This window comes from Variovorax sp. RCC_210 (assembly GCF_041355175.1).
In the GTDB taxonomy this organism is placed as follows: domain Bacteria; phylum Pseudomonadota; class Gammaproteobacteria; order Burkholderiales; family Burkholderiaceae_C; genus Variovorax.
On sequence record NZ_JBFUPJ010000012.1, the window covers coordinates 201324 to 222661 of the forward strand.

General features: G+C 69.7%; 20 protein-coding genes. 16 read left to right on the forward strand and 4 right to left on the reverse strand.

Annotated features, from left to right (window positions below; all coding sequences use genetic code 11):
• Nucleotide 1 precedes the first annotated feature (1 nt).
• Complete coding sequence (locus tag AB6807_RS28210) at nt 2–1090, forward strand: MerR family transcriptional regulator (RefSeq protein ID WP_371087140.1); 1089 nt, start codon at nt 2–4, stop codon at nt 1088–1090.
• Here the strand turns inward: AB6807_RS28210 and AB6807_RS28215 are convergent.
• Nucleotides 1066–1968, reverse strand: coding sequence for a cupin domain-containing protein (locus AB6807_RS28215; protein ID WP_371087141.1), 903 nt, complete (start codon nt 1966–1968; stop codon nt 1066–1068). The two genes, AB6807_RS28210 and AB6807_RS28215, sit on opposite strands and share 25 nt — an antisense overlap.
• A 102-nt stretch (nt 1969–2070) precedes the next feature.
• On the opposite strand from AB6807_RS28215, the gene AB6807_RS28220 reads away from it, so the two are divergent.
• A complete protein-coding gene (locus AB6807_RS28220; protein WP_371087142.1) occupies nt 2071–2847 on the forward strand; it encodes an SDR family oxidoreductase in 777 nt (258 codons plus the stop codon).
• Here the strand turns inward: AB6807_RS28220 and AB6807_RS28225 are convergent.
• Entirely contained in the window at nt 2844–3458 is a 615-nt protein-coding gene (locus AB6807_RS28225) for a DUF938 domain-containing protein (protein ID WP_371087143.1), read from the reverse strand. The genes AB6807_RS28220 and AB6807_RS28225 overlap by 4 nt on opposite strands.
• Before the next feature lie 62 nt (nt 3459–3520).
• Nucleotides 3521–4393 (reverse strand): aldo/keto reductase family oxidoreductase, encoded by an 873-nt coding sequence (locus AB6807_RS28230; RefSeq protein ID WP_116910131.1) that lies wholly within the window; start codon nt 4391–4393, stop codon nt 3521–3523.
• Between the two features lie 280 nt (nt 4394–4673).
• Between AB6807_RS28230 and AB6807_RS28235 the strand changes: the two genes are divergently transcribed.
• Genes AB6807_RS28235 through AB6807_RS28250 form a run of 4 tightly spaced genes read left to right on the forward strand, consistent with a single transcriptional unit; the run spans nt 4674 to nt 8449 of the window.
• The gene (locus AB6807_RS28235; RefSeq protein ID WP_371087144.1) at nt 4674–5747 is read left to right on the forward strand and encodes an NAD/NADP octopine/nopaline dehydrogenase family protein; all 1074 of its coding nucleotides are present in this window, start codon (nt 4674–4676) and stop codon (nt 5745–5747) included.
• Nucleotides 5737–6741 (forward strand): 3-hydroxybutyryl-CoA dehydrogenase, encoded by a 1005-nt coding sequence (locus tag AB6807_RS28240; protein WP_371087145.1) that lies wholly within the window; start codon nt 5737–5739, stop codon nt 6739–6741. Before AB6807_RS28235 ends, AB6807_RS28240 begins: the two co-directional genes overlap by 11 nt.
• Nucleotides 6742–6743: 2 nt before the next feature.
• Nucleotides 6744–7541, forward strand: coding sequence for an alpha/beta fold hydrolase (locus AB6807_RS28245; protein WP_371087189.1), 798 nt, complete (start codon nt 6744–6746; stop codon nt 7539–7541).
• Nucleotides 7538–8449, forward strand: a complete 912-nt coding sequence (locus tag AB6807_RS28250; RefSeq protein WP_371087146.1) for a zinc-binding alcohol dehydrogenase family protein — start codon at nt 7538–7540, stop codon at nt 8447–8449. The genes AB6807_RS28245 and AB6807_RS28250 overlap by 4 nt, the downstream gene beginning before the upstream one ends.
• A gap of 30 nt (nt 8450–8479) precedes the next feature.
• Here AB6807_RS28250 and AB6807_RS28255 read toward each other — a convergent pair whose 3' ends face one another.
• The gene (locus AB6807_RS28255) at nt 8480–8968 is read right to left on the reverse strand and encodes a MarR family winged helix-turn-helix transcriptional regulator (RefSeq protein ID WP_116910029.1); all 489 of its coding nucleotides are present in this window, start codon (nt 8966–8968) and stop codon (nt 8480–8482) included.
• 144 nt (nt 8969–9112) lie between these two features.
• On the opposite strand from AB6807_RS28255, the gene AB6807_RS28260 reads away from it, so the two are divergent.
• From AB6807_RS28260 to AB6807_RS28305, 10 genes are read left to right on the forward strand one after another with little or no spacing between them, the layout of a single operon-like run.
• Nucleotides 9113–11323, forward strand: coding sequence for a thiamine pyrophosphate-dependent enzyme (locus AB6807_RS28260; RefSeq protein ID WP_371087147.1), 2211 nt, complete (start codon nt 9113–9115; stop codon nt 11321–11323).
• Between the two features lie 12 nt (nt 11324–11335).
• Nucleotides 11336–12844, forward strand: a complete 1509-nt coding sequence (locus AB6807_RS28265) for an indolepyruvate oxidoreductase subunit beta family protein (RefSeq protein WP_371087148.1) — start codon at nt 11336–11338, stop codon at nt 12842–12844.
• 23 nt (nt 12845–12867) lie between these two features.
• Nucleotides 12868–13860 (forward strand): 2Fe-2S iron-sulfur cluster-binding protein, encoded by a 993-nt coding sequence (locus AB6807_RS28270; protein WP_371087149.1) that lies wholly within the window; start codon nt 12868–12870, stop codon nt 13858–13860.
• A gap of 19 nt (nt 13861–13879) precedes the next feature.
• The gene (locus AB6807_RS28275; RefSeq protein WP_371087150.1) at nt 13880–15193 is read left to right on the forward strand and encodes an aromatic ring-hydroxylating dioxygenase subunit alpha; all 1314 of its coding nucleotides are present in this window, start codon (nt 13880–13882) and stop codon (nt 15191–15193) included.
• Nucleotides 15193–15681: an aromatic-ring-hydroxylating dioxygenase subunit beta gene (locus AB6807_RS28280; RefSeq protein ID WP_371087151.1), complete on the forward strand. Its 489-nt coding sequence runs from the start codon at nt 15193–15195 to the stop codon at nt 15679–15681. The genes AB6807_RS28275 and AB6807_RS28280 overlap by 1 nt, the downstream gene beginning before the upstream one ends.
• 8 nt (nt 15682–15689) lie before the next feature.
• Nucleotides 15690–17324, forward strand: coding sequence for an AMP-binding protein (locus AB6807_RS28285; RefSeq protein WP_371087152.1), 1635 nt, complete (start codon nt 15690–15692; stop codon nt 17322–17324).
• Nucleotides 17321–18493: a thiolase family protein gene (locus AB6807_RS28290; protein ID WP_371087153.1), complete on the forward strand. Its 1173-nt coding sequence runs from the start codon at nt 17321–17323 to the stop codon at nt 18491–18493. The genes AB6807_RS28285 and AB6807_RS28290 overlap by 4 nt, the downstream gene beginning before the upstream one ends.
• The gene (locus AB6807_RS28295; protein WP_371087154.1) at nt 18490–19743 is read left to right on the forward strand and encodes an SDR family NAD(P)-dependent oxidoreductase; all 1254 of its coding nucleotides are present in this window, start codon (nt 18490–18492) and stop codon (nt 19741–19743) included. The genes AB6807_RS28290 and AB6807_RS28295 overlap by 4 nt, the downstream gene beginning before the upstream one ends.
• Before the next feature lie 15 nt (nt 19744–19758).
• A complete protein-coding gene (locus tag AB6807_RS28300; protein WP_116910038.1) occupies nt 19759–20571 on the forward strand; it encodes a cyclase family protein in 813 nt (270 codons plus the stop codon).
• A complete protein-coding gene (locus AB6807_RS28305) occupies nt 20568–21302 on the forward strand; it encodes an SDR family NAD(P)-dependent oxidoreductase (RefSeq protein ID WP_371087155.1) in 735 nt (244 codons plus the stop codon). Before AB6807_RS28300 ends, AB6807_RS28305 begins: the two co-directional genes overlap by 4 nt.
• Nucleotides 21303–21338: the final 36 nt, after the last annotated feature.

Consider the following 21338-nt stretch of genomic DNA (forward strand, 5'->3'; position numbering starts at 1 on the left):
CGTGACCCTTTCCGCCCGATTCCTGAACCCTTCCGAGGCCGCCCGCCGGCTCGGCGTGTCCACCAAGGCCTTGCGCCTGTACGAGCAGCGCGGCCTGCTGGCGCCTGCGCGCAACGCGGCCGGCTGGCGCTCCTACGGGCCCGACCACATGGCCCGCGGCACCGACATCGTGGCCTTGCGCACGCTGGGCCTCAGCCTGGCGCAGGTCGCGCGCGTGCTGAACGGCGATGCCGACGGGCTGGCGCCCGCGCTGGCGGCGCACCAGGCCTTGCTGGAAGGCCGCACGCGTGAACTGGAAGTTGCCATCGACAAGGTCCGCAAGCTGCGCGCCGACCTCGCGGCCGGCCAGACGCCGAGCGTGGGCGAGCTGACGCGCGCGCTGGCGCCCGCTGCCGCGCTGCAGGTGGAGTTCGAGCTGCCCTGGCCATGGGGCGGCGAGCGCTTCGCGCTGCGCGACATCCGGCCGCTGAACTACATCGTCGGCCCGCTCGGCAGCGGCAAGACGCGGCTGGCCTTGCGCCTGGCGCAGGAGATTCCGGGCGCGGTGTTCATCGGGCTGGACCGGTCGAGCAACGGCGGTGCGACCGCGAATCTGGAGGCGGACCCCGCCCTGCGGCTGCGCGTGGACCGGGCGCTGGCGTGGCTGCTCGAAGACGGCGCCACGGCGTCCGACGCCTTACTCGCCCTGCTCACCGGCCTGGAAGCCGAAGGCCCCACTGCCGTGGTCGTGGACCTGATTGAGCAGGGGCTCGACCAAGCCACGCAGCAAGCGTTGATGGCCCACTTGCGCCGCAGCAGCGGGGCCGAGGGCCGGCCGCTGTTCCTGCTCACGCGCTCGTGCGCCGTGCTGGACCTGGCGGCCGTCGGCGCGCACGAGTCGATCATCCTGTGCCCGGCCAACCACAGCCCGCCCACGCGCGTGGCGCCGTATGCGGGCGCACCGGGCTACGAGGCCGTCGCGACCTGCCTGGCCTCGCCCGAGGTGCGGGCGCGCACGCAGGGCGTCATCGCGTGGCTGCCAGGTGGGCAGGGCGGTCCGAGCGGTCCTGGCGCAGGGCGTGCGCCTCAACCCGCCAGCGCGCGCGCATAGCGGCCGGGCGGCTGACCTACGTGCCGGCTGAACGCGGTGCTGAAGGTGCTCGCCGAGCTGTAGCCCACGCGCTGCGCTACCTCGTCCAGCGCCAGGTCTTGCTGGCGCAGCAGCTTCTTGGCAAGGGCCATGCGCCACGAGAGCAGGTACTCCATCGGCGGCAGTCCGACCGCCTGCGTGAAACGGTCGAAGAACGACGAGCGCGACAGCGCCGCCTTCTGCGCGAGCTGGGCCATGGTCCATGAGCGCGCGGGGTCGTCGTGCATCTGCCGCATCGCCCGGGCGAGCCGCTCGTCCGCCAGGCCGCGCAGCAGGCCGGGCGGGGCGTCGTCGCCTGAAGAAGAACGCAGCGCCTCGATCAGCAGCACCTCCACCAGCCGCGTGAGCACCAGCTCGCGGCCCGAGCGCGCCGCGCGAGATTCCTCGCCCACGAGCCGCACCAGCACCGACAGCCGCTCGACGCCGCGCACATGCACCAGCGCGGGCAGCAGCGACACCAGCAGCGCCGCGTCGGGCGAATCGAACACGAAGTAGCCGCCCAGCAGCCGCACATCGGGCCGTCCGCCGCGCGTGCCGTGGCGCACCTCGCCGGTGGGCGCGGGCGCTCGCCGGGGGTCGATGTGCACCGGCGCCGCGGGCTCGAAGCCCGACATGGTGAAGCCCGGCGTGGCCGGCATCAGCACGAAGTCGCCGGCCGCGAGCGTGAGCTCGGCCTGCCCGTCGACCGCCAGGCGGCAGCTGCCCTCGAGCACCGCGCAGAAGCTCGGCTCGCCGAACTCCGCGTAGCGCACGGCCCAGCGGCCGGCACCGCTGATGCCCTTGGAGAACACGGCGCGCGGCTGCAGCAGCGCGATGACGTCGGAGAGCGGGTCTTTCATGCGTGGACGCTCGCAAATGAATCGTGGACTTTTCATTGTAGAAGGTCCGAAAGATGCTGGCTATCGTTCAGGCCTTGTTCAAACCACCGAGGAAACACAGACATGAAAACCGTGCTCGTCACAGGCTGCTCGTCCGGCTACGGCCTGGAAACCGCCCGCCACTTTCTTGCCCAAGGCTGGCACGTGATCGCCACCATGCGCACGCCGCGCGAAAATCTGCTGCCCGCGTCGCCCCGGCTGCGCGTGCTGGCGCTGGACGTGACGAACGCCGAAAGCATCGCCGCCGCTGTAGAAGCCAGCAGGCCCATCGATGTGCTGGTCAACAACGCCGGCATCGGCCTCATGGGCGCCTTCGAGGCCACGCCCATGGCCACGGTGCGCGAGGTGTTCGAGACCAACACCTTCGGCGTGATGGCGATGACGCAGGCGGTGCTGCCGCAGTTTCGCGAGCGCCGCGCGGGGCTGGTGGTGAACGTGACCTCCAGCGCCACGCTGGCGCCGATGCCGCTGGTGGCCGTGTACACCGCGAGCAAGACGGCCATCGAGGGCTTCACCGAATCGCTGGCGCACGAACTCGCGGCCTTCGGGGTGGGCGTGAAGCTGGTGCAGCCGGGTTACGGACCGTCGACCGGGTTCACCGGCAATGCCGGCTCGCGCATGGACGGGTTGTTTCCGCCGGCCTATGCGCCGTATGCGCAGGGCGTGTTCGCCGCGTTCGCGAACCCCGAGGCGGTGACGGTCGCGAGCGACGTGGCCGAGGGGGTGTGGCGCGCGGCGAACGATGTGTCGGGCCAGCGCCGGTTTCCGGCGGGCCCTGATGCGGTGGCGCTGGCCGCGGCCACGATGGTGACGGCGGCGGAGCCGGTGCCGGTGCGTTAGGCGCCGAAGACCAGCAGCAGGTTGTTCGCCGGCATCTCATGCCGCGCGCGCAACGACAGCCCTGCCTGGCGGGCCTGTGCTTCCACGTCCGCCAGGCGGCGAATGCCCCACGAGGCATCGCGCTCGCGCAGGCTGCGGTCGAACGCCAGATTGCCGGGCGCGGGCGGCGTGCCGTCTTCGAAGTAGGGGCCGTAGGTGATCAGCAAGCCGCCCGGCAGCAGGTGCCGCGCGGCGCCCGCCATGAGCGCGGCGCAGGTGGCGGGCGGCGAGATGTGCAGCATGTTCGCGCAGTAGATGGCATCGAAGCCCTGCGCGAATGCTTCGCCCTGCGTCGGCCAGGGCGCGGCCATGACATCGAGCAGCAGCGGCGCGCGCACGTTGTCCAGGCCTTCCTGCGCGATGCGGCTTGCGATGCCGGGCAGCGCGCGCGCATCCGCATCGGTGGGCTGCCAGGTCCACGAGGGCAGGGCCGCCGCGAACCACGCGACATGCTGGCCGGTGCCCGACGCGATCTCCAGCGCCGTGCCGCGCTCGCCGAGCGTGCGGCGCAGCACGTCGAGGATGGGCTGCTTGTTGCGGTCGGCGGCGGTGCTGTGCGGAAGATCGGCCATCTGTGTCGTGTGCCCGGGCGGGCGTTGGAGTGAGCGGCGTGCAGGGTAGCAGGCCGGCCGCCTCAGGCGCCGCCTGCGATCCGGTCCAGCTTCGCGATCGCGTCGGCCGGCAGGCGCAGGTCGACCGCCGCCAGGTTCTCGTTCAGGTGGCCCACCGACGAGGTACCCGGAATCAGCAGGATGTTCGGCGCGCGCTGCAGCAGCCACGCCAGCGCGACCTGCATCGGCGTCGCGCCCAGCGTGCTCGCAACCTCTGACAGTGCCGTCGATTGCAGCGGCGTGAACCCGCCCAGCGGAAAGAAGGGCACGTAGGCAGTGCCGTGCCTGGCCAGCTCGTCGATGAGCGCGTCGTCTTCGCGGTGCGCGAGGTTGTACATGTTCTGCACGCACACGATGGGGCAGATGCGGCGGCCGTCGGCAACCTGCGTCGGCGTCACGTTGCTCAGGCCGATGTGGCGCACCAGGCCTTGCTGCTGCAGTTCGGCGAGCGCGGTGAGGGGTTCTTCCATCGAGCCCTCCGCCGGCCCGTGCACGGAAAGCATGCTGCGCAGGTTGACCACCTGCAGCACGTCCAGCCCCAGGTTGCGCAGGTTGTCGTGCACGGCCTGCGTCAGGCCCTCGCGCGAGAACGCGGGCAGCCATGCGCCGTCGTCGCCGCGCCGCGCGCCGATCTTGGTCACGATGGTCAGCGTGTCGCGGTACGGGTGCAGCGCCTCGCGAATGATCTGGTTCGTGACGTGCGGGCCGTAGAAGTCGCTGGTGTCGATGTGGTCCACGCCGCTTTCCACCGCCGCGCGCAGCACGGCGATGGCGCCCGCGCGGTCCTTCGGCGGGCCGAACACGCCCGGGCCGGCGAGCTGCATCGCGCCGTAGCCCATGCGGTGCACGGTGCGCGTGCCAAGGGTGAATGTGCCTGCCTTGCCGATGTCGTTCATGGTGCTTTCCTTGGTGTCCGTTGGGGTTCGTCGGGTGTCTGGCAGCCAATGTAGCCAGCATCCATTCAATCGATAAGGGGCCCGCATCGGCACGGGCTGTGCGAAATACCGAACAGCGGGCGCTGGCGACCAAGCGGCGGATCGCGGGTTTCCGAGCAATCCGACTTCGACGGATTTTGGTTGACACCTGAATCGATGAAAAGTAATGTAATAGGGCATCGCTCCCCCGGGTCCGTGCTGCGGCCGCCGGTTCATCGACACCTGCTATTCGACTTTCGACATGAAAATTGCGATTCTTGGAGGCGGCCACGGCGCCTATGCGGCCGCCGCGGACCTGTCTGAAACCGGCCATGAAGTGCGCCTGTGGCGCCGTGACGCCGCGGCGCTCGAACCGCTGGTGCGCGCCGGCGCCATTACCCTGAAAGACGCCGACGGCGCGCGCGAGGTGGCCATTGCGCTGGCCACGCCCGACATCGGCGAGGCGCTGAAGGGCGCGGAGCTCATCGTCATTCCCACGCCCGCCATCGCCCAGCACGACATCGCGCTGGCGATGGCGCCGCACCTGGTCGACGGCCAGGTCGTCTTCCTGCCGCCGGGCACCTTCGGCAGCTACGTGATGGCCAGGGCGGTGAAGGCGGCCGGCAACCGCGCCGATGTCGCCTGGGCCGAGACCGGCACCTTGCCTTACCTGGCACGCAAGCACGGCGAGCGCGAGGTGAACGTCACCATCCGCGCCATCCGCCTGCCCACCGGCGTGTACCCGGCGCGCAAGGAGGCGCAGGCGATCGAGGTGATCCGCCGCGTCTACCCGGCCGTGCACGGTTGCGGCGACGCGCTCTCGGGCGCGCTCATGAATGCCGGCCCCGTCATCCACCCGCCGCTGATGGTGATGAACGCCGCGCCGCTGCAGCACTTCGAGCGCTGCGACATCCACAACGAAGGCACGCAGCGCGCCGTGCGCGACGTGACCGACCGGCTCGACCAGGAGCGCATCGCCGTGCGCGAGGCCTTCGGCCAGGGCGCGCCGCACTACCCGCTGGCCGACCACTACGACAACGACCGCTGGATGTATGGCGACGCGCACAAGCAGCTCGTGAAGTCGGGCGACTGGCGCGAGAACATCGACCTGCACACGCACCGCTACATCACCGAAGACACCGAACTCGGCCTCGCCTTCCTGGCCTCCGCCGCGCGGCACGCGGGCGTGGACGCGCCCATTGCGCACGGCCTGCTGGCCATCGTCGGCGGCTTCCTGGGCCGCGACCTGCGCCAGGGCCCGCGCACTTTCGAAAGCCTGGGCCTGGCCGGGCTGAGCGCGGTGCAACTCAGGCAGAGGCTCCACGATGGCGAATGAGCCGGCGCCGCCCCGCTTCGCCGCGGTCGGCGCGGGCCGCATGGGGCGCGGCATCGCCATCGCCTTCGCTTATGCCGGCCACCGCATCGCGCTGGTCGACCTGCGCCAGCGCAGCGACGCAGCGTGGCAACGCCTGCGCGATGAAGCGAGGGCAGAGATCGACGCCAGCCTCTCGGGGCTCGCGCAGCTCGGCGTCATTGATGCGGACCAGGTCGCGCGCATCGCCGCGCGTGTGGAGTTCGTCGACGCGGCTGCCGCACCGCACGCGCTCGCCGCGGCCGACCTGGTGTTCGAAGGCGTGCCCGAAACCCTGGAGGCCAAGCGCGAGGCCTTCGAGCAGCTCAACCGCCATTGCCGCGACGACGCCATCCTCACCTCGACCACCAGCAGCATCCTCGTCACGCAGCTGGCCGCGTTCGTGCGGCTGCCAGAGCGCTTCCTGAACATGCACTGGCTGAACCCGGCCTATGTGATCCCGGTGGTCGAGCTGAGCTGCCACCCCGGCACCGATGCCGCCGTGCTCGCACGCACCAAGGCGCTGATGGAGGCCATCGGCAAGCTGCCCGTGGTGTGCGGCGCGTCGCCGGGCTACATCGTTCCGCGCCTGCAGGCGCTGGTGATGAACGAGGCCGCGCGAATGATCGAAGAGGGCGCCGCCACGGCCGAAGAAATCGACAAGGCCACGCGCTACGGCCTGGGCCTGCGCTTTGCCGCGCTGGGCGTGGTCGAGTTCATCGACTTCGGAGGCTGCGACATCCTGCACCACGCGAGCCGCGAGATGTCGGCCTCGCTCGACAAGGGGCGCTACACCGCGCCGGCCATCGTCGGGCGCATGGTCGAGCAAGGCCGCCTCGGTTTGAAGACCGGCAGCGGCTTCTACGACTACGAAGGCCGCGACGTTGCTGCCTACCGGCGCGACGTGCTCTCGCGCACGCTGGGCGAACTGCGGCATGCGGGCCTGTGGCGCGCACCGGCCGACGAGACGCAGCCATGACCATGACCATCCGCCGCGCCTTCGTCGACCTGTCGGTGGGCCAGGTGCATTGCGCGAGTTGCGGCGATCCGCACGCGCCGCCCGTGCTGTTGCTGCACCAGTCGCCGCGCAGCTGGGCCGAGTACCGCGCCGTGCTGCCGCTGCTCGGCGCGCACCGGCACGCCATTGCGATGGACACCGCGGGCTTCGGCGATTCGGCCGACGGCGGCGTGCCCGCGAGCATCGCGCAATGGGCGCGCGTGGCGTGCGAGCTGCTCGACGCGTTGAACATTCCGCGAGCCGATGTGGTGGGCCATCACACCGGCGGCGTTGTCGCGCTGGAGCTGGCCGCGGCCTTCCCGCATCGCGTGCGCAGCCTCGTGCTGTCTTCGACGCCGTACACCGACGAGGCCTTCAGGCGCGCGCGGGCGCAACGCCCGCCCATCGACGAGGTCGCGCCCAGCGAAGACGGCTCGCACCTCGCGGCGCTGTGGCAAAAACGCCAGGCTTTCTACCCGCCGGGCCGGCCCGACCTGCTCGAAGCCTTCGTGCGCGATGCGCTGAAGGTAGAGCGTGTCGAGGACGGCCACCGCGCTGTGGCCTCCTGCCGCATGGAGGACCGCATCGGCCTCGTCACCCAACCCGCGCTCATCGTGCGCGCCACGCTCGACCCGTTCGCCGCGCCGCACGCCATCGAGCTGCAGCACCACCTGCCGCAGGCGCGCATCGTCGACATCGAAGGCGGCATGGTGCCGCTGCCCGACCAGATGCCCGAGGCTTTCGCGCGCACGGTGCTCGACTTTCTGGCGACGCTGCCATGAAGGCCGTGCGCATCCATGGCTTCGACGCGGTGCCCGTGCTGGAAACGCGCGCGGACCCGGTGCCGCGGCCGGGACGCACGCTGGTGCGCATGGAGGCCGCGACGGTCGGCCACATCGACCGCACCGTGTGGCGCGGCAGCTTCCTGCGCCATCCGCCGCTGCCCTACACGCCGGGCGTGGAGGCCGCGGGTGTGGTGGTCGCGAGCGAGCGCTACGACATCGGGCAGCGCGTGTGGCTGCGCGGCAGCGGCCTGGGCACGCTGTTCGACGGCACGTGGTGCGAGCTGATCGATGCGCCCGACGAAGCGCTGGGCGCGTTGCCGGACGACGTGTCCATGCCCTTGGGCGCCGCCTTCTTCTCGCCGTGCACCTCCGCGTGGGTGGCGCTGCACGACGTGGCCAGGTTGCAGCCGGGCGAGCAGGTGCTGGTGACCGGCGCGACCGGCGCCGTGGGTTCGCTGGTGATGCAGCTGGCCAGCGGCATGGGCTGCACGGCCACGGCGGTGAGCCCCGACGCCGCACCGCCCCCGGCAGGGAGCGCCGACCTGCTGATCGACACCGTCGGCGGCGACGTGCTGGCGAAGGTGCTGCCTGCCGTGCGTGCGGGCGGCCGCGCGGTGCTCGTCGGCTACACGGCGGGCCCGACGCTGCAGCTGGACATCGCTCACTTCCTGCAACGCGATGTGGCGCTGTTGCCGCTCAACATGTTTCGACGTGAATCCGCGGGCCGTGCCGCGGCGCCCGAGTTGCTGGCCAGGTTGGGAAAGCGTGGGAAGCCGGGTGAGGGCAGCCTGCACCTCGACGTGCAGACCTTCGCGCTCGCAGACGCGGCGCGCGCGCTCGACTGGATCGCGCAGCGCGGCCACCGTGGCCGCGCGGTGCTGGTGCCCGATCCGCCACACCTCTGACCCGCGCCAGACCAGGCGGGGCCCGCAAGCTCAGTCTTCGTCCGGCGCCACGACCTGCTCGGCCACCGGCAGGTTCACGTGCAGGTCGATCATCTGCCGCAGCGTCTGCTTGAGCTCTTCGGCGCGCCGCAGCCCGAAGGGCTCCAGCACGCGCCGCTCGTGTTCGCGCGCCAGTTCCATCAGGTGCTCGACCGCCTTCAACCCCTTGCGCGTGATGCGCACCAGCGTGATGCGGCGATCACTCTCATGGGGCAGGCGCTCCACCTGTCCGCGCGATTCCATGCGGTCCAGCAGCCGCGTCACCGTGGGTTGCTTGGTCACCGTCACCTGCGCGAGCTGGCCGATGCTGATGGCCTCGCTGCCCGCGAGCGACGCCATCACGCGCCACTCCGAAATGGAGAAACCCTGCTGCCGCGCCACCTCGTGGAACTCCGAGGAAATCAGCTGGCTGGCCTGCGCCAGCAACGCCGGCAGGTAGTCGTCGACGAAGCGATGGGGCGGTGCGGCTTTTTCAGCCATGAACGCACCCCGTGCATGTGGCGGGCACGCAGTTTGCATGTCTAGGGTAATTCATGATTGTGGATACATTCATTTGTCAACATTATAGAAAGCATGATGTGGCAGCTGAAGCGCATCGTCCCACGATAGACAACAAGGACCCACATGGCTGAGCGTTCGTTCGTCGAAGAAGTCAAGAAATTGCGCCTTTCGGGCGGCGATGTCTTTCGCGGTGAAGGCATTCTGGCGGTCACCAAGGCCCTGCTGGAATCCGGGGTGTCGTACGTGGCGGGCTACCAGGGCGCGCCCATCTCGCACCTGATGGACGTGCTGGCCGACGCGCAGGACATCCTCGCCGACCACGGCATCCGCTTCGAGAACAGCGCCAGCGAGGCCACCGCCGCCGCCACGCTCGCGGCATCGGTCAACTACCCGCTGCGCGGCGCCGTCACCTTCAAGGCCACCGTGGGCACCAACGTGGCGTCCGATGCGCTGGCCAACCTGGCCTCGGGCGGCGTCACCGGCGGCGCGCTCATCATCGTGGGCGAAGACTACGGCGAGGGCTCGTCGATCATGCAGGAGCGCAGCCACGCCTTTGCCATGAAGTCGCAGATCTGGCTGCTCGACCCGCGCCCCAACCTGCCGAGCATCGTCGACGCGGTGAAGCAGGGCTTCGACCTGTCCGAGGCCAGCAACACGCCCGTGATGCTCCAGTTGCGCATCCGCGCGTGCCACGTGCACGGCCACTTCATCGCGGGCGACAACAAGCGCGCCAGGTTCACGCTGAAAGACGCGCTGGAAAACCCGCAGCGGGACGTCGGTCGCATCGTGCTGCCGCCCGCCAGCTTCGTGCACGAGCAGGAGAAGGTGAAAGACCGCTGGCCCGCCGCCGTGCGCTTCATCGAGGAGCGCAAGCTCAACGAGTTCTTCTCCGAAGACGCCGACGACATCGGCATCATCGTGCAGGGCGGCAGCTACAACACGCTGCTGCGCGCGCTGGAGCGCCTGGGCCTGGCCGACGTGTACGGCAACACCCAGGTGCCGCTGTACGTGATGAACGTGGCCTACCCTGTCATCGAGAGCGAAGTCATCCGCTTCTGCGAAGGCAAGCGCGCCGTGATGATCGTGGAAGAAGGCCAGCCCAACTTCGTCGAGCAGAACCTCGCGACCATCCTGCGCCAGGCCGGCTCCACCACCGCGCTGCACGGCAAGGACATGCTGCCCGTCGCCGGCGAGTACACGGCCTCCGAACTGCTGAAGGGCGCGCGCACGTTCTGCGAACGCTACGAGCGCCTGGCACCGCTGCCCGTGCCTGTGCCGGTACGCAAGGTGATCCAGCTGAAGGAAGTGGCCGCCATCGGCGTCGATGCCGCCCCTGAACCCGTGCAGCCATCGACCTTATCGACCGTATCGACCGAACTGGGTGACGTGGTGCACGCGCGCCCGCCAGGCTTTTGCACCGGCTGCCCCGAGCGCCCCATCTTCAGCGCCATGAAGCTGGTCGAGCGCGAGCTGGGCGCGCACCACGTGAGCGCGGACATCGGCTGCCACCTGTTCTCCATCCTGCCGCCCTTCAACATCGGCAACACCACCATGGGCTACGGCCTGGGCGGTGCGGGCGCCGCGGCGCTGAACGCACCGGCGGGCAAGCGCGCGATCTCGATGATGGGCGACGGCGGCTTCTGGCACAACGGCCTCACCAGCGGCGTGGCCAACGCGGTGTTCAACAAGAGCGACAACCTCACCATCGTCGTCGACAACAACTACACCTCGGCCACCGGCGGGCAGGACATTCTTTCGTCGAACGCCGTCAACAAGACGCGCAGCACCGGCCACGAGATCGAACGCGCCGTGCGCGGCGTGGGTGTCGAGTGGGTGAAGACGTTGCGCCGCACCTACGACGTGGCCGGCATGCGCGACGCGCTGAAAGACGCGCTCACCACCAAGACCCGCGGCCCCAAGGTGCTCATCGCGCAGTCGGAGTGCATGCTCAACAAGCAACGCCGCGAGAAGCCGCTGGTGCGCAAGGCCGTGGCCGAGGGCAAGCGCATGGTGCGCGAGAAGTTCGGTGTCGATTCCGACACCTGCACCGGCGACCACTCGTGCATTCGGCTGTCGGGCTGTCCGTCGCTGTCGATCAAGCCCAACCCCGATCCGCTGCGCACCGACCCGGTCGCCACCGTGCTCGACAGCTGCGTGGGCTGCGGCGTGTGCGGCGAGGTGTCGCATGCCGCCGTGCTGTGTCCCTCTTTCTACAAGGCCCAGGTCGTGAGCAACCCCAGCCGCTGGGACGTGCTGCGCCAGCGCGTGCGCGCCGCCGTCATCGGCTGGCTGCAGCGCGGCGAGGCGCGCCGCCGCGAAGCCTATGCCTTCTGAAGCGACGACACGATGACGACCCTCAAGGCACAACCCATCAAGATCGCCATCCTCGCCATGGGCGGGGAAGGCGGCGGCGTGCTCGCCGACTGGATCGTCGACATGGGCGAGGCCAACGGCTATGTGGCGCAGACCACCTCGGTGCCGGGCGTGGCCCAGCGCACCGGCGCGACCATCTACTACGTCGAGCTGTACCCCGACGCCCAGGCGCAGGCCGATGGCGGGCGCCCCGTGCTGGCGCTGATGCCGCTGCCCGGCGACGTCGACGTGGTGCTGGCTTCGGAACTCATGGAGGCCGGCCGCGCCGTTCAGCGCGGCCTGGTCACCAGCGACCGCACCACGCTCATCGCCTCCACGCACCGCGTGTTCTCCATCGCCGAGAAAAGCGCGCTGGGCGACGGCCGCGTCGACAGCGAGCAGCTGCTCAAGCACACCGCGCGCGCCGCCAAGCGCTTCATCCGCTTCGACATGGCGCAGGCCGCGGAAGCCTCGGGCAGCGTGATCAGCGCCGTGCTGTTCGGCGCGCTCGCGGGTTCGGGCGTGCTGCCCTTCAGCCGCGCGCAGTTCGAGGCGACCATCGAGCGCGGCGGCGTGGGCGTGAAGCCCAGCCTGAAGGCCTTCGGTGCGGCGTTCGACCGTGCCCAGCGTGGCGACGACGGCGAACCCGCGAAGGAAGCAGCCGCTGCCGCACCGGTACCCCAGCCGCGCCACCCGGCCGTGCGAGCGCTGGTCGAGCGCGTGCAACGCGACTTTCCGCTGCCGGCGCAAGACTTCCTGCTCGAGGGCGTGCGCCGCCTCATCGATTACCAGGACCCGCCCTACGCCGCGCTGTACCTCGACCGCATGGCCGCCATTGCCAAGCTGCCCGACGATGCCCATCGCCTGCTGCGCGAAACCGCGCGTCACCTGGCGCTGTGGATGTCTTACGAAGACACTGCCCGCGTGGCCGCGTTGAAGACCCGCGCCACCCGCTTCGAGCGCGTGCGCGGCGAGGCGCGCGTGCAGCCGGGCCAGGTGCTCGCCATCAAAGAATACATGCACCCGCGGCTGCAGGAAATCTGCGAGACGCTGCCCGGCGGCATCGGCCGCTGGCTCACCAACTCGACCCTGCCCCGCAAGCTCGTGGAGCGCTTCACGCAGCACGGCCGTGTGATCCAGACCAGCTCGTTGCGCGGCTACCTCATGCTGCGCACCGTGGCCGCCATGAAGCGTTGGCGCTTGTCGACGATGCGCTACGCCGAGGAAAACCGCCGCATCGAGGAATGGCTGCAGCGCATCGCCGCCACCGCGCAACGCAACCCGGCGCTGGCCGTCGAGCTGGCGCAGTGCCAGCGCCTGGTGAAGGGCTACAGCGACACGCACGAGCGCGGCATTCGCAACTACGACACCGTCATGCGCGCCGTCGAGCGCGCTGGCGCACAGCTCGCGCCCGCCACCTTGCGCGAGCTGCGCGACGCGGCGCTCGCCGACGAACACGGCCACAAGCTGCAGGCCGCGCTGGCGCAGCACGCCCTGGCCTGAAGAGAAGAGACAACGGACGCACGATGACCGCTCCCACCGCCACGCTCCAGCTTCGCGTCGCCGAAGCGCGCCCACTGAACCCGCTGATCCGCATGCTGCGCCTGCGCGCCGAAGACGGCCGACCGTTGCCCGGCTTCGCGGCCGGCGCGCACATTCGCGTGCAGGTGTCGCTGCCTGGCGGCGCCACCGACTGGCGCCACTACTCGCTGATCAACTTCGCGACCGCGCGCAACGCCACCAACGCGCCGACCGAGTACGTGATCGCCGTGCGCAAGGAGGCCGAAGGCCGCGGCGGTTCGCGCTTCATGCACGAGCAGCTGAAAGAGGGCGACACCCTCGCCATCGAGGCGCCGAAGAACGACTTTCCACTGCACACCGGCCCCGGCGGTTCGGTGCTGGTGGCCGGCGGCATCGGCGTGACGCCGCTCGCCACGATGGCCGCGCGCCGCCGCGCCGAAGCGGCACCGGTGCGCATGCACTACGCCGGCCGCAGCCGCGAGCTGATGGCCTTCCTGCCCGAGCTGCAGGCGCTGCTGGGCGACGACCTGCGCGTGCACGCCGACGCCGAGGCCGGCGCGCCACTCGACATCGACGCGTTGCTGAACACCGTGCCTGACGGCGACCGCCTCTACGTGTGCGGCCCCAAGGTCATGCTCGACGCGGTGCTCGAACGCACCCAGGCCCGCGGCTGGGAACACGACCGCGTGCATTTCGAGCTCTTCACCGAGCCCGTCGCCGAAGCGGGCGACCAGCCCTTCGAGGTGGAGCTCGCCCAGTCGGGCCAGCGCTTCACCGTGGGAGCGGCGCAGAGCATCCTCGATTGCCTGATCGACAACGGCTGCGACCCGATGTTCGACTGCAAGCGCGGCGAATGCGGCGTGTGCGCGGTGCCGGTGATCGACGGCGAGATCGACCACCGCGACTACGTGCTCACCGCCCGCGAGAAGGCCGAGGGCAACGTCATGCAGATCTGCATCTCGCGCGCCAAGGGTGCGCGCCTGGTGCTCGACCTCTGAAGCCAGGAGCCGCCAGACCATGACCTCGTACCGAGACAACCCCGACGCCGTTCGCGCGCTGGTGCAGCACGACCGCGTGCACCGCGACCTGTACACCAGCCAGGAATTGTTCGAGCTGGAGCAGGAACACTTCTTCGCCAACACCTGGAACTACGTGGGCCACGAGAGCCAGCTGCCCAGGCCCGGCGACTGGATCAGCAACGAGATCGCGGGCAAGCCGCTGATCGTGGTGCGCCACACCGACGGCAGCGTGCGCGTGATGATGAACCGCTGCGCCCACAAGGGCTCGCGCCTGGTGAACGGCCCGTGCGGCAACACCGGCAAGTTCTTTCGCTGCCCGTACCACGCCTGGACCTTCAAGACCGACGGCGCGCCGCTGGCCATTCCGCTGAAGACGGGCTACGAGCACACGCAGCTGCACGAGTGCGAATCGGGCAAGGGCCTGGCCACCGTGAAGCATGTGCGCAGCCACCGCGGCTTCATCTTCGTGAAGCTCAATGACGCGGGGCCCGACTTCGACGCGTACTTCGGCGACTCGCTGAGCTCCATCGACAACATGGCCGACCGCTCGCCCGAAGGCGAGCTCGAAATCGCTGGAGGCTGCCTGCGCTTCATGCACCAGTGCAACTGGAAGATGTTCGTGGAGAACCTCAACGACACCATGCACCCGATGGTGGCGCACGAGTCGTCGGCCGGCACCGCCAAGCGCATGTGGGCCGACAAGCCCGATGACGAACCCAAGCCCATGGCCGTGGAGCAGTTCGTGCCCTTCATGTCCGACTACAAGTTCTTCGAGGACATGGGCATCCGCACCTACGACAACGGCCACAGCTTCACGGGCGTGCACTTCAGCATCCACAGCAAGTACAAGGCGATTCCCGCGTACGACGACGCCATGAAGGCGCGCTACGGCGAAGAGAAGACGGCGCAGATCCTCGGCATGGCGCGACACAACACCGTGTACTACCCGAACCTGACGATCAAGGGCGCGATCCAGGCGATTCGCGTGGTCAAGCCCATCTCCGCGGACAAGACCCTGATCGAGAGCTGGACCTTTCGCCTGAAGGGCGCGCCGCCCGAGCTGCTGCAGCGCACCACCATGTACAACCGGCTGATCAACTCGCCCTTTTCCGTGGTCGGGCACGACGACCTGCAGGCCTATCGCGGGATGCAGGCCGGCTTGCACGCCAGCGGCAACGAGTGGGTGAGCCTGCACCGCGACTACGACCCGTCGGAGTTGAAGGGCGGAGAAATCACCACCGGCGGTACCAGCGAACTGCCGATGCGCAACCAGTACCGCAGCTGGGTGCAGCGCATGACGGAGACGATGTGATGGCCGCCGCCGATATCGCTCGCCAGGACCTGGTCGACTTCGTCGTGAACGAGGCGCACCTGCTCGACACGCGCCGCTACGAGGAATGGAACGCGCTGTTCACCGACGACGCGTTCTACTGGATTCCGCTGGTGCCCGACCAGGAAGACGGGCTCAACCACACCTCGCACCTGTACGAGGACAAGCTGCTGCGCGAGCTGCGCATCGAGCGGCTGAAGAGCCCGCGTGCTTTCTCGCAGCAGCCGCAAAGCCGCTGCCACCACCTGCTGCAGGTGCCGGTGGTCGAGCAGTTCGACGCCGAGGCCCGCCGCTTCGTGGTGCGCACCGGGTTCCACTACACCGAGTCGCAGGGCGACGAGCTGCAGTTCTACGTGGGCACCTTCTTTCATCACCTCACCGTGCAGGACGGCGCCTTGCGCATGACGCTCAAGCGCGTGAACCTGCTCAACTGCGACGCGGCCCTGCCGGCCGTCCAGCTCTTCATCTGAAGGACGAGATGGCACACCACACCGTCCACCAGGTTTTCATGGCGACCGCACAGCGCACGCCGCAGGCCGAGTTCCTGTTCACCGAATCGGTGACCGCCGCGGCCTACGGCATCGAGGCGGGCGCCATCCGCTGGGGCGAAGCCGCCGCGCAGATCGAGCGCTTGCGCGCGGCCTATGCGCAAGCGGGCTACGGCCACGGCCACCGCGTCGGCCTGCTGCTGGAGAACCGGCCCGCGTTCATCTTCCACTGGCTCGCGTTGAACGCCCTGGGCGCGAGCGTGGTGCCCATCAACGCCGAGATGCGCTCGGCCGAGCTGGTCTACCTGATCGGCCACAGCGAGATCGGCCTGGCCGTGACCTTGCCCGGCCGCGCCGCCGACCTGCACGCCGCGGCGGCGCAGGCCGGCGTGGCCTTCGAGACCATGGGCCCCGACGACGCGGTGCCTCGGGCGAAAACGCCCGCGCCGCGCGCGCATGAACCCGTGGGCGTCGACACCGAATGCGGCCTGCTCTACACCTCGGGCACCACGGGCCGGCCCAAGGGCTGCATCCTGAGCAACGCCTACTTCCTGCGCGCGGGCGAGTGGTACGCCGCGCTGGACGGCGTGTGCGGCATTCGGCCCGATGCCGAGCGCGTCATCACGCCGCTGCCGCTCAACCACATGAACGCCATGGCGTTCTCCACCATGGTCGTGCTGGTGGCGGGCGGTTGCCTGGTGCAGCTCGACCGCTTCCACCCGAAGAGCTGGCTGGCCAGCGCGAAGGAAAGCGGCGCGACCATCGTGCATTACCTGGGCGTGATGCCGGCCATGCTGCTGTCGGCACCCGCCTCGGCCGCCGACCGCGACCACGCGATCCGCTGGGGCTTCGGCGCCGGCGTGGACCGCAAGAACCACGCGCCCTTCGAAGCGCGCTTCGGCTTTCCGCTGGTCGAGGCCTGGGCCATGACCGAGACCGGCGCGGCCGCCTGCATCATGGCCAACCGCGAACCGCGCCTGGTGGGCACGAGCTGCTTCGGCCGGCAGGAAGACTTCGTGCAGATCCGCCTCGTGGGCGAGGATGGCGGCGACGTGGCTGTCGATGCGCCGGGCGAACTGCTGGTGCGCTCTTCGGGCGACGACCCGCGGCGCTACTTCTTCTCCGGCTACCTGAAAGACGTGGACGCCACGCGCGAAGCCTGGGCCGATGGCTGGTTTCACACCGGCGACCTGGTGCGGCGCGACGCCGAGGGCAACTTCTTCTTCGTCGACCGCAAGAAGAACGTGATTCGCCGCAGCGGCGAGAACATCTCGGCCGTGGAGGTGGAGAGCGTGCTCAACCAGCACCCGGCCGTGAAGGCCTCCGCCGTGGCCGCCACGCCCGACGCGGTGCGCGGCGACGAGGTGCTCGCCTGCATCGTGGTGCGCGAAGACGCCGACGCTTCGCAGCGCGAGCAGATTGCCGCCAGCATCGTCGAGCACGCGCTGGCGCAGCTGGCGTACTACAAGGCGCCGGGCTACGTGGCCTTTGTCGATACGCTGCCGCTCACGCCTTCGCAGAAGATCCAGCGCGGCCAGCTGCGCGACATGGCGCAGTCGCTGCCGGGCCAGGGCCACTGCATCGACACCCGCGCCATGAAGAAGCGGCAGGTGGGCCACGCATGACGAAGCAACGGCTTTCCTACGAGGGCGTGGCGGTCGCGGTGCCCGTGACCGTGCCCTACGTGCGCTACTCCACGCACACCGCGCACTGGTTCATCGGCCAGGCGGTGCAGGCGCTGGTCGAGGCCAGCGGCGTGCCCAAGGAGCAGATCGACGGCCTGTGCCTCAGCAGCTTCTCGCTCGCGCCCGACACGGCCGTGGGCGTCACGCAGCACCTGGGGCTGTCGCCGCGCTGGCTCGACCACGTGCCCACCGGCGGTGCCTCGGGCGTGATGTGCCTGCGCCGCGCCGCGCGCGCCGTGCAGGCGGGCGATGCCGACATCGTCGCCTGCGTGGGCGCCGACACCAACCATGTCGACTCCTTCCGCCAGACGCTGGGCAGCTTCAGCAACTTCGCGCGGGACGCGAGCTACCCGTACGGCTCGGGCGGGCCGAACTCGATCTTCGCGTTCATCACGGCCAACTACATGCGCACCTACGGCGCGAAGCGCGAAGACTTCGGCCGCATCTGCGTGGACCAGCGCACCAACGCGCTCGGCAACCCGAACGCGATGTTCAAGAAGGGCCTGACGCTCGACGAGTACATGGCCGCGCGGCCCATTTCCGACCCGATTCACCTGTTCGACTGCGTGATGCCCTGCGCCGGCGCCGATGCCTTCCTGGTGATGAGCGAGGAGCGCGCGCGCGACCTGGGCCTGGCGCACGTGGTGATCCGCGGCGCCATCGAGCGGCACAACGCCTACGCCGAAGACCCGGTGATGGTGCAGGGCGGCTGGCGCAAGGACCGCGACGACCTCTATGCGCAGGCCGGCGTGCAGCCCGCCGCGCTCGACTTCGTGCAGACCTACGACGACTACCCCGTCATCGTGATGATGCAGTTCGAGGACCTGGGCTTCTGCGAGAAGGGCGAGGGCTCGGCCTTCGTGCAGTCGCACACCATGCGCTTCGACGGCAGCTTTCCGAACAACACCAGCGGCGGGCAACTCTCTGCCGGGCAGGCCGGCGCCGCGGGTGGCTTTCTCGGCATGGTCGAGGCCGTTCGCCAATTGACCGGTGAAGCCGGCGCGCGCTCAGTGCCCGATGCGCAACTGGGCCTGGTCGCCGGCTTCGGCATGGTGACCTACGACCGCTGCCTGTGCACAGGCGCCGTCATCCTCGGGAGACCCGCATGACGATGCCCTTCATGCGCCCCCCGCGCAAGAACCCGGTGCTGCGCACCCGGCAGATGAACCTGCCGCCCGGCGCGCGCGGCCGCGTGGCGCTGGGCCTCACGGCCGCCGCCGCGGAGGGCCGCTTCGAGTTGCAGACCTGCGAAGACTGCGGCACGGTGCAGTACCCGCCGCGCGAGGTGTGCCACAAGTGCCTGTCCGCCGCGCTGCGCTGGCGCGCGCAGGGCGGCGAGGGCGAGCTGCTGGGCAGCACCACGCTGCACCATAGCAACGACCTGTTCTTTCGCGAGCGGCTGCCGTGGCGGCTGGGCCTGGTGCACCTGGATGCCGGCCCCACGCTCATGGTGCACCTGCACGGCGAGGTCGGCGAGGCGCCTTCGCGCGTGCGTGTCGGTGCCCGGCTCGACCGCGCAGGGCAAGCCGTTCTCATTGGTTTTCCGAATGAAGGGAGTGCCCACATGGCCGACGACAAGATGCTGCGCGAGATGACCAGCGACCCCAAGTTCCGCAAGGTGCTGGTGACCGACGGCAAGACCGAGACCGGCCAGGCCATCGTGCGCGCGCTGGTGAAGGCCGGCGCCGACATCGTCTGGGTCGGCCACGCCGAACCCTGGAAGAAGATGGGCGACGGGCTGGACGACATCTCCGCGCTGCCGCAGGTCACGCTGGTGCCGCTGGACCTGACCAACGGCCGGCAGGTGACCGAGCTGGCCGGCTCCATCGGCGGCAAGGTCGACATCGTGATCAACAACGCCGAGGTGCACCGTACCTTCGGCATCGGCGCGCGGCGCGGCACCGACGTGGCCAAGGCCGAGATGGACATCAACTACTTCGGCCTGCTGCGCCTGGCGCAGGAGTTCGGCCCGGCGCTGAAGGGCCGGTCGGCCGACGGCACCACCGGCGCGACCGCGTGGGTGAACCTGCTGTCGATCTACGCGCTGAGCAACTTCCCGCCGCACGGCACCTTCAGCGCGTCGAAGGCCGCGGCGCATTCGCTCGCGCAGTGCCTGCGCGCCGAGATGCGACCGGCCGGCATTCGCGTGATCAACGTGTTCCCCGGGCCCATCGACGACGAATGGAACCAGCACACGCCGCCGCCCAAGCTCGCGCCCAGCGCGCTGGCCAATGCCATCGTGAAGGCGCTGCGCGACGGCGTGGAAGACGTGTACCCCGGCGACGTGGCGCAGGAGTGGCTGGAGCGCTGGCGCGACAACCCCAAGGTGCTAGAGCGCGAACTCGCGGCCGGCGGCTGAAAGAGGAAACCTACGATGACGACAACCACCGAACCCATGTCCGCCGCCGCAGTTCTCGGCGGCCTGGTGAGCGCGATGGCCACCGGCCGCATTCGCGTGATCGACCTCACGCAGACCCTCACGCCCGAGTTCCCGCAGATCGCGCTGCCGCCCGAGATGGGCCAGTGCTGGCCCTTCCGCATCGAGGAGGTGTCGAAGTACGACGAGCGCGGACCGGGCTGGTACTGGAACAACTTCTCGTGCGGCGAGCACACGGGCACGCACTTCGACGCGCCCATCCACTGGATCTCCGGGCGCGACCTGCCGAACAACTCGGTCGACACCATTCCCGTGCAGAACTTCGTCGCGCCGGCCTGCGTGATCGATTGTTCGCCGCAGGTGAAGGACGACCCCGACTACCTGTTGACGCTGGAAGACATCGAGGCCTACGAGGCCGCGCACGGCCGCATCCCGAAAGGCGCGTGGGTGCTGATGCGTACCGACTGGTCCAAGCGCACCGACCCCGAGGCGTACCAGAACTTCGACGAGACCGGCCAGCACACGCCGGGGCCGAGCACCGCGGCCGTGCGCTTCCTGGTGGAGCAGCGCGACGTGCTGGGCTTCGGCTCGGAGGCCATCGGAACGGACGCGGGGCAGGGCTACCACCTGCGGCCGCCGTACCCGTGCCACTACTACATGCACGGGGCGGGGCGCTATGGGCTGCAGTGCCTGAGCAACCTCGACCTGCTGCCGCCGGCAGGGGCGGTGCTGATCTGCCCGCCGTTGAAGATCGAGAAGGGCAGCGGGAGCCCGCTGCGCGTGCTGGCGCTGGTGGGAGCATCGGCATGAGCGGCGCGGCACCCAAGGTCGCGGCCGTCACCGGCGGCAGCGCGGGCATCGGCAGGGCCATCTGCGAAGACCTGCTCGCGCAGGGCTACGAAGTGATCTCGCTCGCTCGCCGCAAGGCCGAGATCGACCACCCCAGGCTGCACAGCCTCGAGGTCGACCTGAGCGACCGCGCCGCCACCGGCCAGGCCGTGAAGGAACTGGTCGAGCGCTTCGCCCCGACCACCCTCGTGCACAACGCCGGCGTCATCCGCGCCGCGCTGCTGCCCGACGTGAAGCTCGACGACCTCGATGCGCTGGTCGACCTGCACCTGGGCTGTGCCATCCAGCTCGTGCAAGGGGCATTGCCCGCCATGCGCGCGCAGCGCTTCGGCCGCGTGGTGCTGCTGTCGTCGCGCGCCGCGCTCGGCCTGGCCACGCGCACCAGCTACTCCGCCACCAAGGCCGGCATGCTGGGCATGGCGCGCACCTGGGCGCTGGAACTCGCCGCGGACGGCATCACGGTCAACGTGGTGGCCCCGGGCCCCATCCGCACCGACATGTTCTACGACGTGGTCGAGGCCGGCAGCGAGAAGGAGCGCGCGCTCGCGGCCTCGGTGCCCGTCAAGCGCCTGGGCGAGTCGGCCGACGTGGCACGCGCCGTGCGTTTCTTCGCCGATGCGGACAACAGCTTCGTCACCGGCCAGGTGCTGTACGTGTGCGGCGGCACCAGCGTCGGCAGCCTGGCCCTCTGAATTCATTTCCCCGCTTTCCCTCGTTCCATTCAAAAA

Excerpts from the sequence above, each read along its gene's own strand:
- AB6807_RS28305 (WP_371087155.1), top strand. The coding sequence starts at position 20,568 with ATGAGCGGCGCGGCACCCAAGGTCGCGGCCGTCACCGGCGGCAGCGCG.
- AB6807_RS28275 (WP_371087150.1), top strand. The coding sequence starts at position 13,880 with ATGACCTCGTACCGAGACAACCCCGACGCCGTTCGCGCGCTGGTGCAG.
- AB6807_RS28300 (WP_116910038.1), top strand. The coding sequence starts at position 19,759 with ATGACGACAACCACCGAACCCATGTCCGCCGCCGCAGTTCTCGGCGGC.
- AB6807_RS28245 (WP_371087189.1), top strand. The coding sequence starts at position 6,744 with ATGACCATCCGCCGCGCCTTCGTCGACCTGTCGGTGGGCCAGGTGCAT.
- AB6807_RS28260 (WP_371087147.1), top strand. The coding sequence starts at position 9,113 with ATGGCTGAGCGTTCGTTCGTCGAAGAAGTCAAGAAATTGCGCCTTTCG.
- AB6807_RS28230 (WP_116910131.1), bottom strand. The coding sequence starts at position 4,393 with ATGAACGACATCGGCAAGGCAGGCACATTCACCCTTGGCACGCGCACC.
- AB6807_RS28280 (WP_371087151.1), top strand. The coding sequence starts at position 15,193 with ATGGCCGCCGCCGATATCGCTCGCCAGGACCTGGTCGACTTCGTCGTG.
- AB6807_RS28215 (WP_371087141.1), bottom strand. The coding sequence starts at position 1,968 with ATGAAAGACCCGCTCTCCGACGTCATCGCGCTGCTGCAGCCGCGCGCC.
- AB6807_RS28285 (WP_371087152.1), top strand. The coding sequence starts at position 15,690 with ATGGCACACCACACCGTCCACCAGGTTTTCATGGCGACCGCACAGCGC.
- AB6807_RS28250 (WP_371087146.1), top strand. The coding sequence starts at position 7,538 with ATGAAGGCCGTGCGCATCCATGGCTTCGACGCGGTGCCCGTGCTGGAA.
- AB6807_RS28220 (WP_371087142.1), top strand. The coding sequence starts at position 2,071 with ATGAAAACCGTGCTCGTCACAGGCTGCTCGTCCGGCTACGGCCTGGAA.
- AB6807_RS28270 (WP_371087149.1), top strand. The coding sequence starts at position 12,868 with ATGACCGCTCCCACCGCCACGCTCCAGCTTCGCGTCGCCGAAGCGCGC.
- AB6807_RS28295 (WP_371087154.1), top strand. The coding sequence starts at position 18,490 with ATGACGATGCCCTTCATGCGCCCCCCGCGCAAGAACCCGGTGCTGCGC.
- AB6807_RS28240 (WP_371087145.1), top strand. The coding sequence starts at position 5,737 with ATGGCGAATGAGCCGGCGCCGCCCCGCTTCGCCGCGGTCGGCGCGGGC.
- AB6807_RS28225 (WP_371087143.1), bottom strand. The coding sequence starts at position 3,458 with ATGGCCGATCTTCCGCACAGCACCGCCGCCGACCGCAACAAGCAGCCC.
- AB6807_RS28255 (WP_116910029.1), bottom strand. The coding sequence starts at position 8,968 with ATGGCTGAAAAAGCCGCACCGCCCCATCGCTTCGTCGACGACTACCTG.
- AB6807_RS28265 (WP_371087148.1), top strand. The coding sequence starts at position 11,336 with ATGACGACCCTCAAGGCACAACCCATCAAGATCGCCATCCTCGCCATG.
- AB6807_RS28235 (WP_371087144.1), top strand. The coding sequence starts at position 4,674 with ATGAAAATTGCGATTCTTGGAGGCGGCCACGGCGCCTATGCGGCCGCC.
- AB6807_RS28290 (WP_371087153.1), top strand. The coding sequence starts at position 17,321 with ATGACGAAGCAACGGCTTTCCTACGAGGGCGTGGCGGTCGCGGTGCCC.